The 14,000-nt window shown below is 57.6% G+C and carries 13 protein-coding genes; 10 read left to right on the forward strand and 3 right to left on the reverse strand.

All coding sequences use genetic code 11. The features are described 5' to 3' along the window. Positions 1-4: 4 nt before the first annotated feature. The 4 genes from metF (at position 5) to Q675_RS36875 (ending at position 3,341) form a co-directional block, all read left to right on the forward strand. A complete protein-coding gene (metF, locus tag Q675_RS36860) occupies positions 5-874 on the forward strand; it encodes a methylenetetrahydrofolate reductase [NAD(P)H] (protein ID WP_022992444.1) in 870 nt (289 codons plus the stop codon). 205 nt (positions 875-1,079) lie between these two features. Further along, positions 1,080-1,838, forward strand: coding sequence for a transporter substrate-binding domain-containing protein (locus tag Q675_RS36865; RefSeq protein WP_022992445.1), 759 nt, complete (start codon positions 1,080-1,082; stop codon positions 1,836-1,838). 29 nt (positions 1,839-1,867) lie between these two features. Continuing rightward, complete coding sequence (locus Q675_RS36870; RefSeq protein WP_011786488.1) at positions 1,868-2,581, forward strand: amino acid ABC transporter permease; 714 nt, start codon at positions 1,868-1,870, stop codon at positions 2,579-2,581. Positions 2,582-2,594: 13 nt separating this feature from the next. Then, positions 2,595-3,341 carry an amino acid ABC transporter ATP-binding protein gene (locus tag Q675_RS36875; protein WP_011786489.1) on the forward strand — a complete coding sequence of 249 codons (747 nt, stop codon included), beginning with the start codon at positions 2,595-2,597 and terminating at the stop codon, positions 3,339-3,341. A 9-nt stretch (positions 3,342-3,350) separates the two neighbouring features. Here the strand turns inward: Q675_RS36875 and Q675_RS36880 are convergent, their stop codons facing one another. After that, positions 3,351-3,839, reverse strand: coding sequence for a DUF2505 domain-containing protein (locus tag Q675_RS36880; RefSeq protein WP_023012220.1), 489 nt, complete (start codon positions 3,837-3,839; stop codon positions 3,351-3,353). A 199-nt stretch (positions 3,840-4,038) separates the two neighbouring features. On the opposite strand from Q675_RS36880, the gene Q675_RS36885 reads away from it, so the two are divergent. The 4 genes from Q675_RS36885 to Q675_RS36900 all read left to right on the forward strand — a co-directional run bounded on the left by Q675_RS36885 (position 4,039) and on the right by Q675_RS36900 (position 8,656). Continuing rightward, the gene (locus Q675_RS36885; RefSeq protein ID WP_011786491.1) at positions 4,039-5,388 is read left to right on the forward strand and encodes an adenosylmethionine--8-amino-7-oxononanoate transaminase; all 1,350 of its coding nucleotides are present in this window, start codon (positions 4,039-4,041) and stop codon (positions 5,386-5,388) included. 11 nt (positions 5,389-5,399) lie between these two features. Further along, the gene (locus Q675_RS36890; RefSeq protein ID WP_011786492.1) at positions 5,400-6,134 is read left to right on the forward strand and encodes a 16S rRNA (uracil(1498)-N(3))-methyltransferase; all 735 of its coding nucleotides are present in this window, start codon (positions 5,400-5,402) and stop codon (positions 6,132-6,134) included. Positions 6,135-6,286: 152 nt separating this feature from the next. Beyond that, positions 6,287-7,516, forward strand: a complete 1,230-nt coding sequence (locus Q675_RS36895; protein WP_023012221.1) for a DUF445 domain-containing protein — start codon at positions 6,287-6,289, stop codon at positions 7,514-7,516. Positions 7,517-7,606: 90 nt separating this feature from the next. Beyond that, positions 7,607-8,656: an HDOD domain-containing protein gene (locus Q675_RS36900; protein WP_023012222.1), complete on the forward strand. Its 1,050-nt coding sequence runs from the start codon at positions 7,607-7,609 to the stop codon at positions 8,654-8,656. Here Q675_RS36900 and Q675_RS36905 read toward each other — a convergent pair. Beyond that, the gene (locus Q675_RS36905; protein ID WP_023012223.1) at positions 8,639-9,994 is read right to left on the reverse strand and encodes a YihY/virulence factor BrkB family protein; all 1,356 of its coding nucleotides are present in this window, start codon (positions 9,992-9,994) and stop codon (positions 8,639-8,641) included. The two genes, Q675_RS36900 and Q675_RS36905, sit on opposite strands and share 18 nt — an antisense overlap. A gap of 125 nt (positions 9,995-10,119) precedes the next feature. Continuing rightward, positions 10,120-11,055: a D-2-hydroxyacid dehydrogenase gene (locus tag Q675_RS36910; RefSeq protein WP_023012224.1), complete on the reverse strand. Its 936-nt coding sequence runs from the start codon at positions 11,053-11,055 to the stop codon at positions 10,120-10,122. A gap of 74 nt (positions 11,056-11,129) precedes the next feature. On the opposite strand from Q675_RS36910, the gene tmpT reads away from it, so the two are divergent. Both tmpT and Q675_RS36920 read left to right on the forward strand, forming a co-directional pair. Next, complete coding sequence (tmpT, locus tag Q675_RS36915; RefSeq protein ID WP_011786497.1) at positions 11,130-11,789, forward strand: thiopurine S-methyltransferase; 660 nt, start codon at positions 11,130-11,132, stop codon at positions 11,787-11,789. 270 nt (positions 11,790-12,059) lie between these two features. After that, positions 12,060-13,982, forward strand: a complete 1,923-nt coding sequence (locus Q675_RS36920) for a PrkA family serine protein kinase (protein ID WP_011786498.1) — start codon at positions 12,060-12,062, stop codon at positions 13,980-13,982. Positions 13,983-14,000 lie beyond the last annotated feature (18 nt).

The raw sequence follows: 14,000 nt of genomic DNA on the forward strand, positions 1-14,000 counted from the left end.
GAACATGGAATCCCAGAAGCAATTCAAACGCCGCTTCAGTTTCGAGTTTTTCCCGCCCAAGACCGATCAGGGCAAGGAGAAGCTGCAAGCGGTTCGTAACCAGCTGGCCGAGGTGAACCCGGACTTCTTCTCGGTCACCTTCGGAGCGGGCGGTTCCACCCGGGACCGCACCATCGAGACGGTGCTGAACCTGCACCAGCAGGGCATCTCCACGGCACCGCACCTGTCCTGCGTGGGCGGTACCCGTGAGGAAATCGGCGAGCTGCTGGATGTGTATAAAGAGAACGGCATCAACCGGATCGTTGCCCTGCGCGGCGATATGCCATCGGGCATGGGCGCTTCCGGTGAACTGCGTTACGCCAATGAACTGGTGGAATTCATACGGCAGCACAGCGGCGATCACTTCAATCTGGAAGTGGCCGCTTACCCGGAGTTTCACCCTCAGGCCCGCAACGCCGAGGAAGATCTGAAGAACTTCGCGCGAAAGGTACAGGCCGGTGCCAACAGCGCCATCACCCAGTACTTCTTTAATGCCGACAGTTACTTCTACTTCATCGACCGTCTGGAGCAGATGGGCGTCACCATTCCGGTGGTGCCGGGCATCATGCCCATCGTCAACTTCTCCAGCCTGGTGCGGTTCTCGGACATGTGCGGCGCGGAGATCCCGCGCTGGATCCGCAAGCAGCTGGAAGCCTACGGTGACGACACTGACAGCATCCGCAAGTTCGGTGAAGAAGTGGTCACTGACATGTGTGAAAAACTGCTGAAGGCCGGCGCTCCAGGGTTGCACTTCTATACCCTGAACCAGGCTGAACCCAGCCTTTCCATCTGGAAGAACCTGGGTATCAGCGACCGGGAGAAAATCGCGTTCTGACACGCCTTCCCAGCCGGTAAAGAGAGGGGCTCCGGCCCCTCTTTCCTTTCATAACCGCCTGATTTCCTGCAAATCCTGTCTCCATAGTCTAGACTGTATCTGATGCATCCCCATCAACGCTCCCTGTGATGCACGGTCACAAAGAGTGCTTTCACAGACTGCCTTACCGGGCAGACGGGGCATAAAAAAACAGAAAGGAGAAAGCATGAGCACGAAATGGCTGAAAACACTGGGTGCTGGTATGGCACTGTCTGTAGCCGCAACCTCAGTCAGCGCAGAGACCCTGCGCGTGGTTACCGACCCAAGCTTCGTCCCGTTTGAAATGATGGATCAGGAAACCGGAGAAATGATCGGTTTCGATATGGAGATCATTGCCGAAGTCGCCGAACGTGCAGGCTTTGATTACGACCTCAACACCATGGATTTCAACGGCATTATCCCGGCCCTGCAAACCGGCAACGTGGATATTGCCATCGCCGGCATCACCATTACCGATGAGCGCGAGGAAATCGTCGACTTCTCCGATCCTTACTACGATTCCGGTCTGCGCATCCTGGTGAGCCAGAACAACGGCGACGTTGATGAAATGTCGGACCTGGAAGGCATGAAAGTCGGCACCAAGATTGGCAGCACCAGCTATGACTTCCTGATGAAAAGCCTGGACGACAACGACGGTGTAACGCCGTACCCCGGCAGCTCGGACATGTACATGGCGCTAATGTCCGGTGCCGTTGATGCGGTTTTCTACGATGCCCCAAATGTTGGCTACTTCGCCAGCACCCGCGGCAAAGGCAAGGTCAAGACCGTAGGCCCCCTGTATGAAGGCCAGCAGTACGGTATTGCCCTGAAAAACGGCAGTAAATGGGTCGGCCCGGTTAACGAGGCCCTGGCAGAAATCAAGGAAGACGGCACCTACAAGACCATTTATGAAAAATGGTTCGGCCCCATGCCTGAAGACAAGTAACCCGCCACTCGAACCGGCCGGGGCACACAATGCCCTGGCCGATTCCTCCCAACCCAACGGAGAAACACACTGTGGAATTCCAGTTTCAGTTTGACTGGCAGGCGGCCATCAATTCCATTCCCTACCTGGCCAAGGGTATTCCCTACACCCTGATGATTTCCTTCGGTGGCCTGGCCATCGGTTTTGTTCTGGGCATCGTGTTCGGCCTGCTCAGCATCAACAAGAATTGGTTCTTGCGCTGGCCCGCCACTGCCTACATCGAGATTTTCCGCGGCACCCCCATCCTGGTACAGGTGCTGTTTATCTTCTACGGCCTGCCCGACCTGGTTGGCGGCCCGATCGACCCGCTGACAGCCGGTATTGCCGCGATCGCCCTTAACTCCGGTGCCTATATCTCCGAAGTGGTCCGTGGCGGCGTGCAATCCATCGACAAAGGCCAGACCGAAGCCGGTCTGTCTCTGGGCCTGTCACGCTCCCAGACTTTCTGGAACATTGTCTGGCCCCAGGCCTTCCGACGCATGATTCCGCCCCTGGGCAACCAGGCCATCGTCAGCATCAAGGACACCTCACTGTTCTCGGTCATCGGCGTGGGCGAACTGGTACGCCAGGGCCAGGTGTACATTGCCAATACCTTCACCGCGTTCGAGGTGTATTTTGTGGTGGCCATCATGTACCTGGCCATTACGCTGTCCCTGTCACTGATCCTGCGGCTGCTTGAGCGCCGTGGTGTCGCGTCTGCCTGAAGGAGCCCGAGCAATGACACAGATTGTAAAAATGAAGGGCATGAACAAATACTTCGGCAAACTGCATGTCCTCAAGGATATCGACCTGACCGTGGAACAGGGCGAAGTGGTGGTGATCATCGGCGCCAGTGGCTCCGGCAAATCTACCCTGATTCGTTGCGTGAATGGCCTGGAAGAATACGAATCCGGGTCGCTTGAGGTGGATAACCACCCTCTGGCCCCGAAAGGCGGGAATCAGAACAGCCTGGCGGAAATCCGCAAGGAAGTGGGCATGGTGTTCCAGCAGTTCAACCTGTTCCCGCACCTGACGGTGAAAAAGAACATCATGCTGGCGCCCATGAAGGTGAAAAGAACGGCCGAAGTGGTTGCCAACGCCACCGCCGAACGCCTGCTGGAACGTGTAGGCATCGGCAACCAGGCCGATAAATACCCCAGCCAGCTATCCGGCGGCCAGCAACAGCGGGTGGCCATCGCCCGGGCTCTGGCCATGGAGCCCAGGCTGATGCTGTTCGACGAACCCACGTCAGCGCTGGACCCGGAAATGATCGGGGAAGTGCTGGATGTCATGCGGGAGCTGGCCCGAGAAGGTATGACCATGATGGTCGTCACCCATGAAATGGGCTTCGCCCGCGAGGTGGCCGACCGGGTGATTTACATTCACGAAGGCCAGATTGTCGAGGAAGGCAAACCCGACGAGGTGTTCGATAACCCTCAGAATGAGCGCACCCAGGCATTCCTGTCCCGGGTACTGGCTCACTGACCCTCGCGTTTAAAGCAACTGGCGGATGACGTCATACTCACGTTCAATCTTGGCGTGGGAGTCATCCGCCAGAAACTTCGCAATCTTCCGGCCCAGAAACGGCACCTCGCACAGCACCGACAGGCTCACGTAGTTGATACAACGGTCGCCGTTGCCCAACAGCCGCATCGCGCCCTTGATCTTAGCCGGCACGCCGTCAATGCGCACCCGAAACTCGCAGTGCCACTCGTCATCGTCTTTGCGGAACCAGTGCTCTTCCTGCCGCACCCGGTTCCATTCCCGGTGGAAACCGGAAAGCACACCCGGCACCGGTGCCGAGGCGGTCATTTCCCGCTCGATCACCAGTTTGGCCGACATTTCGTCCTTTTTCAGCTCGGTCACCTTGAGATTGCGGGCACCCAGTTGCTCGTTTTTGTTGCGAATATGCGCCTCATCGAAGAAACGCTCGATCACCTGATCAAGCCCCCGCTCGTAGGGGTGCTCCAGATTGAGTTCCATGATTACCTCCGAACCTGTCTTACCCCTATTGTTGCGGTCGCCCGGCGTGGCAACATTGGCCGGGCGGGCAAGCAAACCGGGCAAGCAAGCCAGACCGATTGGTTCACATTCTGGCGCTGTTAAGCGATGGCCCGGGCAAGTATCATGTGAGGATTTTAACAAACCGAACAAACGGCCCGGGAGCTGACAGGAGACTACAATGCGCAATGCCGATCTGGTCGCACGGGATCTTAAATCCGTGTGGCACCCGTGCACCCAGATGAAAGACCACGAAACCCTGCCCCTGATCCCCATCAAACGGGGCGAAGGTGTCTGGCTGGAGGACTTTGAGGGCAACCGCTACATCGACGCCGTCAGCTCCTGGTGGGTTAACCTGTTCGGCCACGCCAATCCGCGCATCAACTCCGCCATTCAGGAACAGATCGGTCAGCTCGAACATGTGATTCTGGCCGGTTTCAGTCATGAGCCAGTGGTTAATCTGTCGGAGCGGCTGATCGAGGTAACGCCGGAAGGCCTGAACAAGTGTTTCTATGCCGACAATGGTTCCTCGGCCATCGAAGCCGCTCTGAAGATGAGTTACCACTACTGGAAAAACCACGGCAAACCGGGCAAAAAGAACTTCGTTAACCTCAGCAACAGCTACCATGGCGAAACTCTGGGCGCGCTGGCCCTGGGCGACGTGGCCCTGTACAAGGACACCTACCAGCCGCTGCTGATGGAAGTGCTGACCGCCCCCTCACCGGACGCCTACAACAAAGAGCCGGGCGAAACCGATGAAGAGTACGCCCTGCGCCAGTTCGAGGCCATGGACAAACTGCTGGCCGAGAAACACGACGAAATCTGCGCTGTGGTGGTGGAGCCGTTGATCCAGTGCGCCGGTGGCATGCGCATGCACCACCCGGTTTACCACACCAAACTGCGGGAAGCCTGCGACCGTTACGGGGTGCACCTGATCGCGGATGAAATTGCCGTCGGCTTTGGCCGCACCGGTACGCTGTTCGCCTGTGAACAGTCTGGTATCACCCCCGATTTCATGTGCCTGTCCAAAGGCCTGACCGCCGGCTACCTGCCGTTGTCCGTGGTGCTCACCACCGACAACGTCTACAACGCCTTTTACGACGACTACGAAACCATGCGCGCCTTCCTGCACAGCCACAGCTACACCGGCAACCCCATCGGCTGCGCCGTCGCCCTGGCCACGCTCGACATCTTCCGGGATGAGAACGTCATCGAAAACAACCGCCAGCTGTCCCGCTGTATGGCCGAGTCCGTTGCCCATCTGGCCGACCACCCGAACGTGGGCGACATCCGCCAGCACGGCATGACCATGGCCATTGAAATGGTTAAAGACAAAGCCAGCAAAACCCCGTTCCCCTGGCAGGAGCGCCGTGGCATCAGAGTGTATAAGCATTCACTCACCCGCCAGGCCTTGCTGCGCCCCCTGGGTAACGTGCTGTACTTCATGCCGCCCTACGTGATCACCGAAGAACAGATTCGCCATCTGGCTCAGGTGGCCACCGAAGGCATCGAAATCGCGGTCAAGGACTGAGAACCGCCGCCATGAGAATCCCACGCATCTTCACCGACAGCCCCCTGGCTGTCGGCGGCCAGTGCCAGCTGGACGACAACGCCGCCAACCATGTGGGGCGGGTCCTGCGCATGCAGGCGGGCCAGGCACTTCTGCTTTTCAACGGTGACGGTCAGGACTATCACGCCACCATTACCGAAGCCGGAAAGAAACACGTGCAGGTGGCAGTCACGGAAGCCGCTGAAAACGAAACAGAATCTTCCCTCAGAGTAGTACTGGCACAGACCCTGTCCAAGGGCGACCGCATGGACTACGCCGTACAAAAAGCGGTGGAAATGGGCGTGAGCGAAATCGTGCCACTGACTACCGAACGCTGCGACGTCAAACTCAAAGGCGACCGGGAAGACAAGCGTCTTCGCCACTGGCAACAGGTTGCCATCAGCGCCGCCGAACAGTGCGGCCGTGCCAGGGTTCCGGAAATACAGCCGGTTATGACCGTGCAACAGTGGCTGGAACACGCCCGGGCCTGTGACTTGCGCCTGGTGCTACACCATCGCACCGAACGGTCCCTGAACACCCTCGAAAAGCCCTCCAGCATCGCCCTGATGATCGGCCCCGAAGGCGGCCTGACCGCTGAAGAAATTGCCCTGGCCGAGGACAACGGTTTTCTGCCCGTTGCCCTGGGCCCCCGGGTACTGCGCACCGAAACTGCACCCGTTGCCGCCATCGCCCTGTGTCAGTGGCTCTGGGGGGATATCGGCTCCTGAGACAGGCGGGTGACTATTCATGGCGTCACGTCCTGGCATCCCAGTCATTGACAGAGCTGTCGGTGCACAACATTATCTTGTCTGACAAAAAGTGGGCGGGAATGCCACCTTGTATGGGCGCCTGCACCCAAGAAAACAATTAAGAGCCCAGGATGATAAACCTACTTACCAATCCGGAATTTTGGCAATACCTCAGCATTCCCGTGATCGCCGCCCTCATCGGCTGGAGCACCAACTGGCTCGCCATCAAAATGACCTTCTACCCTCTGGAGTTCATCGGCAAGCCACCGATTCTGGGCTGGCAGGGCATTATTCCCTCCAAAGCCCGCAAAATGGCCGCCAAAAGCGTGGATGCCACCATTTCCAAAATCGGTACCGTTCAGGAGATCTTCGAACAGATCGACCCAAAAGTCCTGGCCGCCCACATCATCTACACCGTCGACCCCCGCATCGAGGAATATGTCGACGAACTCATGCTGCGGGAATACCCCACCTTCTGGGAAAACCTGCCCGCCTCGGCCCGCAAAATGGTCTACGACCGGGTACGCAAATCCACCCCACAACTGGTCGACAACCTGGTTGAAGACATCTCAGACAACATTGAAGACCTGCTCGACATCAAAGGCATGGTCATCGAACGCCTGGCCCGGGATAAAAAGCTGCTCAACCGGATATTTCTGGAGTGTGGCGACGTGGAGTTCCGCTTCATCATCAATTCCGGCCTCTACTTCGGCTTCCTGTTCGGCATTATCCAGATGGGAGTCTGGTACCTGTACCCGGCCATCTGGGTGTTGCCTCTGTTCGGGCTCCTTGTGGGCTGGGCCACCAACTGGATTGCGCTGAATGTAATCTTCCGGCCCCTGCATGAACACAAGGTCGGCCCTCTGCGAATCCAGGGCCTGTTCCTCAAGCGCCAGCCAGAAGTGGCAGAATCCTTCTGTCACATCGTGACCCACGAGATACTGACCGTGGGCAACATCATCAACGCCATCCTCGAAGGACCCAAAGGTGACCGCGCCCGCAACATGGTGAAAAAGCACATCAAACCACTGGTGGATGAAACCGCAGGCATGGGCAAGGCCCTGACCCAGATGGCATTCGGCCCAACGGGTTTTGCCACCCTGAAAAACCAGGTGGGCGAAAAAGCCATCGCGATATCCCAGAGTTCCTTCAACAACCCCGTGTTCGAGCGAGACCGTGCCCGGGCGGTGGAGTCCATCATGGTGGAGCGGATGAATGCCCTGTCCTCGGAAGAATTCCAGGATCTGCTGCGCCCGTGCTTCCAGGAAGACGAGATCAAACTGATTCTGGTGGGCGCCTTCCTGGGTCTGGTGGCCGGTGTGTGCCAACTGGTCTTTGTCTTTGGCGAGTCCTTTTTCTGATCGTTGTCAGGGCTGTGCAGGGTTGCATTAGGCTACTATACTGGCCAGATAACCAGTCCATTCTTTATACACGCTATCCGGAGGCAAAGGATGCCGGGCTTTTTTTCCTGGATATCAGGCCTGTTCAACAGCACTCAACCCGTTCCGCAGGCTGCGTCCGAAACCCGGCTCTTTAATCCTTCCAGTACCAGCCAGCCAAGCCAGAGCAACGATGAAGGCGACATCGTCGGCCAGCTGGAAGACCACCTGTTCAGTTGGTTGCTGGATGTGGAACCCGCGCGCCTTCATGCCAGCACAGACAGCGGTGAAAAGGAATTGGCCGAACTGAAACGGCGCCTGCAAATGAACGAGATGGAAGAGCTGCCCCGGAAACCTGGCAGCTTGCCCATGTTGATGCGAGCACTGTCCAATGAAGCCACCGAACGCAAAGAGCTAACCCGCATCATTCTGAGTGACCCGTCACTGACCGACCAGTTGCTCCAGGTGGCCAACAGCCCCTATTTCCGCCCGAGTGAACACGTCATAGAATCCGTTGACCAGGCGGTGTTCGTGCTGGGTGTGGACGGCATCCGGAACGTGATTGCTGCGGCGGTTATGCGGCCTATGATGGCGGCCCGAAACAGCCGCGAGGCACTTTTCGCCCAACGATCCTGGCGCTGGGGCCTGACCTGCGCCCGAGCGGCGGAAATGATTGCCAAGATTCACCGGGACGACACCAGCGCCCACTTCATGGTTGGCCTGCTGCCAGCATTGGCGTACATCACCATTCGCAGGGAACTGGGGCGTATCTACCGCACCAGGGGCTCTGGCAGTGAACCGGAGCCGGCGTTGCTGAGATTGGCCCTGGCCCGCTATCAGTGGGCCACTTGTCAGCTACTGGCGAATGTCTGGAATCTGCCGCCCAAATACCATGCCTGGCTGCTGTCGGCGGAACGGCCGGCGCCGCGGCAGGCCCACTCCGCACTGACCGACGGCCTGCTTCTGGGCACCCGGGAAGTGCTGCGCCATGCCCGCCAGAGGAACCTGTCGGAAGAAAATCTGATTCGTATTGTGCACCTTTCCCCGGAGCAACTGGGCAGGGTACGTACGGTATTGCTCAGAATGCTCCAGGAAGGCAAAAGTTCACAGGTTCGGACCTGACTCCGGTGCTTTGACAATGTCCGCACCGGGCGGTGTACCGGCATTCAGCAGACTGGCAAAACTGACGTCATCGCTGGTGGGCGCCAGATCGATCAGTTCCCTCGGCATGGCCCCGGCAGGCAGGCGATCCACCACCCGGTCTTCGTCCTTGCGCACGGCCCGCAGCACGCTACCGACCGTAATTAGATCCAGTGTTCGCCCTGGAACCAGCTGATCGCCATCGCGCCCGGCCAGATTCAGCAACCCGGCGCGGATCAGCTTGTCGCTGATCTTGCGGGTGACTTCGCCGGGAATCCTCAACTGCTGCTCCAGAGACTCCTGCTGAGGCGCCGGTTCACCACGGCTGAATGGCTTGGCCACCATCCACATCAGGGCAAGCCCTACCCGCTCCTGCAATTCCGGTGCAAGCTGAACATTGCGGCGTTTGGCCACGGCCCCCGGGTTCTGCAGATAGAACGCCAGGCTGGCGCCGAGCAGCAGGATCATCCAGTTCAGATAGGTCCAGATCAGCAGAATGATGCCGACCGCAAAACCGGAGTAAATGGCCGCATACTTGGCAGAACCGGCCACGAACGAGGCAAACAGCATACCGCCAGCCTGCCAGGACACCCCCGCCACCAGCCCGGCGATAAACGCATAGCGCAGCTTCACCCGGGTGTTAGGAATAAAGATGTAAACAAAGGTGAACGCGCCCACCACCAGGAAAAACGGTGTGAAACGACTGGCAAGGACAATCAGCGAACCAAAGGGCTCGATGGCCATAAGGTCCTGCGCGATTTCTGAAGAAAAGATGGTAGCGGTTACCCCGATAGCCGAAACCATCAACAAGGGGCCTACCATGATGACGCTCAGATAGTTACTGAAACGCTGCGCCATGGAGCGCATTTCCGGCACCCGCCAGATCATGTTGAACGAGCGCTCGATTTTCTGAACCAGGGAAATGACGGTGTACACCAACAGGGCCAAACCCACCGAGCCCAGCACACCGACTTTCATATTATCGACAAAACCCAGGATTCGCTCAGCCACCTCCACACCCTGTGGGCCCATCGGCTGGAAGAACTGGTACAGGAATGGCTCCATGCGCTGGTGCACACCCAGCGCCTTCAGCACGGAAAAGCTCAGGGCGAGCAACGGCACAATGCTGAGCAACGTGGTGTAAACCAGGCTCATGGCGTGCAGTGTCAACTGACCACTGATCACATCGCGGATCAGGGCATAAGCCGAGCGCCCGGATTTATACAGCCAGGTCCAGGGCCAGGTCTGCGGTGGGTTGGAATTGGACAGTATCCAGTCTTCAGCAGCCTGCAGCCGCTCTTTCATCTGGGTGGAAGCCACGTAACATCCTGCTTGTCAGTGTTTCTTCAAGCTTATCAGGCAGCTGTCAGTAAACAACCCGGAAACCGGGTATTTGTTGTACACCCGGACAAATCCTCCTGATGGTGGGCTTCCTTCACCCGACTTCAGGTAACCGACGCCAGATTACGCGCCGTAATCTCCACAATTCGCTGCCGCGCCTCCTGGCTCGCCCAGGCCGAGTGTGGGGTCAGAATCAGATTGGGAACATTGTCTGCCAGCAGCGGGTTGCCATTGCGGGGAGGTTCTTCGGTCAGCACATCAAAGCCCGCGCCGGCAATATCGCCCCTCCGCAAGGCCTCTGCCAACGCCGCTTCATCAACCAAGCCGCCGCGGCTGGTGTTGATCAGCAGTGCCGAAGACTTCATTAAACCCAGTTCCCGGGCACCAATCATGTTGCGGGTTTCTTCTGTCAGCAGGCAGTGCAGTGATAGCACATCAGCCTGCATCAACAGGTCATCCAGCGGAACTCGAGGATAGCCGTCCACTTCTCCGGGCTCTTGGCCAGGCCGGCAGCCAAGTACGATGTTCATGCCAAACGCTTTGGCCCGTTCCGCGACACCCTGGCCCAGATCGCCGTAACCAACAATGCCCAGCGTTTTACCTTCCAGTTCCATAATCGGGTAGTCCATCAGGCAGAACATATCGCTTTTGGCCCACTGGCCATTGCGGGCATCCCGGTTGTAATCCAGCAGCCGGGTGGCCAGTGCCAGGATGAGTGCCATGGTGTGCTGGGCAACGGTGGAACGGCCATAGTTGGTAACGTTCATTACCTTGATGTCGTGGGCCTTGGCGGCTTCCAGATCGATGTTATTGAGGCCGGTTGCCACCACCGCGATGGTTTTCAGTTCCGGGCAGGCTTCAAAATGTTCACGGCCCAGCACAACCTTGTTAACCAGCACCGTATCAAAGCCCTGAATCCTTTGAATCACCTGCTCGGGGTTGGTGCGCGGGTGGCAGGTCAGTCCACCGGTCATGTTTTCAATGGGGCTCAGATCCACATCCTCGCCCAGCGTTGCGGCATCCAGAAAAACGGCTTTCATACTTTTCTCCTGACTCATCGACCCCACAGATTAAGGTAGACTGAGGAAAACGATCAATCTCCGGGAGGCTACCCATGGAACACGAATTCTGGCACGAACGCTGGGCAAAAGACCAAATCGGCTTCCACGAAGGCACGGTTAATCAGTACCTGCATGACCACTGGCCCGAACTGGCAGGCAACGGCACCGACGCCGTGTTCGTTCCCCTGTGCGGCAAAGCCCATGACATGTGGTGGCTGCACGATCGCGGGCATCCGATTATCGGTGTGGAGTTAAGCGAGGTTGCCTGCAAGGACTTTTTCGAGGAAGCGCAGGAGAAAGCCAGCGTTCACCCGGGCGAACCCTTTACCACCTTCCGCCATGACGATCTTCAAATCTGGTGTGGGGATTATTTCCAGCTGGTGCCGGACGACCTCAAACACATTCGCCTGGTGTACGACCGGGCTGCCCTGATCGCCCTGCCCCCGGAAATGCGCAAGAGCTATGTCAATCATCTCACCGCTATTATTCCGGACGACACCAGAATCCTGCTGATCACGCTGGATTACGACAGTTCGGAAATGCAGGGCCCTCCGTTCAACGTTACCGACGACGAAGTGTTCAGGCTCTACGGTGAGGATTATGAGATCAATCAGGTGCTGAAACGGGACATGGCCCGTGACAACCCGTTTGCCAAACGCCGGGGCCTGAGAAACGGCGCCACAGAGAGTGTTTTTACCCTCGTCAAGAAATAACCTTAGATCATGGGCGGTAAGTCCCTGGTGTCCCGTCTGGCTTACCGCCCGAAACATAATTTAATGAACCTAATTTGACTGCTCACTGTCCAACCCCCGAACTCTGAACTAAGCTCAGATTAAGCAGGCCGGAAACCTCCGGATAACGTATACCTGCTTAACACCATCCCATTCATTCCTTAACCAGACACACCGCCGGGACAGGCGGCGAAACAGCAACGGGGACATTGCGTGAATTTATAACAGGCAAGAGTAAGCGAGGGGCCATCTATGAGCATTCTGCAGCACTTCAAAGACCGGTATGAACAGACTCAGGAGGAGGAATACTCCCTTGAGGAATACCTGGAGATCTGCAAAAAGGACCCAACGGCATACGCCACCGCCGCGGAGCGGATGTTGATTGCCATCGGCGAACCAGAACTGATCGATACCTCCCGTGACCCCCGCCTGTCACGCATCTTCTCGAACAAAGTCATCAAGCGTTACCCCGAATTTGACGAGTTTTACGGCATGGAAGATGCCGTCGAAAACATCGTTTCGTTCTTCCGCCACGCAGCCCAGGGTCTGGAGGAGAAGAAGCAGATTCTCTACCTGCTCGGCCCCGTTGGCGGCGGTAAGTCTTCCCTGGCCGAGAAACTCAAGGCCTTGATGCAGAAGGTCCCCTTCTACGCCATCAAAGGCTCTCCGGTAAACGAAAGCCCGCTAGGCCTGTTCGACCCGGCCGAGGATGGCCCGATTCTGGAAGAGGAATACGGCATTCCCGGCCGCTACCTGAAAAACATCATGTCACCCTGGGCAGTCAAACGCCTGCATGAGTTTGGCGGCGACATCAGCCAGTTCCGGGTGGTTAAACGTTACCCCTCGGTGCTGGACCAGATCGGTGTATCCAAGACCGAGCCGGGCGACGACAACAACCAGGACATCTCGGCCCTGGTGGGCAAGGTCAACATCCGCATGCTGGAAGACTATTCCCAGGATGATCCGGATGCCTACAGCTTCAGCGGCGGCCTGTGCAAAGCCAACCAGGGGCTGATGGAGTTTGTGGAAATGTTCAAGGCACCGATCAAGGTGCTGCATCCGCTACTGACGGCCACCCAGGAAGGCAACTACAACACCACCGAGGGCATGGGCTCGGTGCCCTTCGACGGCGTGATCCTGGCCCACTCCAATGAATCCGAGTGGCAGACGTTCCGCAACAACAAGCACAACGAAGCCTTCCTGGACCGGGTGTACATCGTCAAGGTGCCCTACTGTGTGCGGGTCACTGAGGAGATTGAAATCTATCGCAAGCTGCTGAAGCACAGCTCACTGTCCGGAGCGCCCTGCGCACCCGACACTCTTGATATGCTGGCCCAGTTCTCGGTGCTGTCGCGGATCAAGGAGCCGGAAAATTCCAGCATCTTCTCCAAAATGAAGGTATACGACGGCCAGAGCATCAAGGACACCGACCCCAAGGCCAAGTCCATCCAGGAGTACCGGGATGCTGCCGGGGTGATGGAAGGCATGGACGGTCTGTCTACCCGCTTTGCCTTCAAGATCCTGTCAAAGGTATTCAATTTCGACACCACCGAGATTGCCGCCAACCCTGTGCACCTGCTCTATGTGCTGGAAAAGCAGATCGAACAGGAACAGTTCCAGCCGGAGTTGCAGGAAAAATACCTGCGCTTCATAAAGGAATACCTGGCGCCCCACTACGTCCAGTTTATTGGCAAGGAAATCCAGACGGCTTATCTGGAAAGCTACAGCGAGTACGGCCAGAACCTGTTCGACCGCTATGTCACCTATGCCGATTTCTGGATTCAGGATCAAGAGTTCCGGGACCCGGAAACCGGCGAGATTCTGGACCGTTCCTCCATCAACGATGAGCTGGAGAAAATCGAAAAACCGGCGGGCATATCCAACCCGAAGGACTTCCGCAACGAAGTGGTCAACTTTGTGCTGCGGGCCCGGGCCAACAACGGCGGCAAGAATCCGTCCTGGCTCAGCTACGAGAAGCTGCGCAGCGTGATCGAGAAGAAGATGTTCTCGAACACCGAAGACCTGTTGCCGGTGATTTCCTTCAATCCGAAGGCCAGCCAGGAAGACCAGAAGAAGCACAAGCAGTTTGTGGAACGCATGGTTGACCGTGGGTACACCGAGAAACAGGTTCGCTTGCTCGCCGAGTGGTACCTGCGCGTCCGGAAATCCCATTAACGGCCAGCGGGAGCAGTA

Source organism: Marinobacter sp. EN3 (assembly GCF_000475315.1).
Classification (GTDB): Bacteria; Pseudomonadota; Gammaproteobacteria; order Pseudomonadales; family Oleiphilaceae; genus Marinobacter; species Marinobacter nauticus.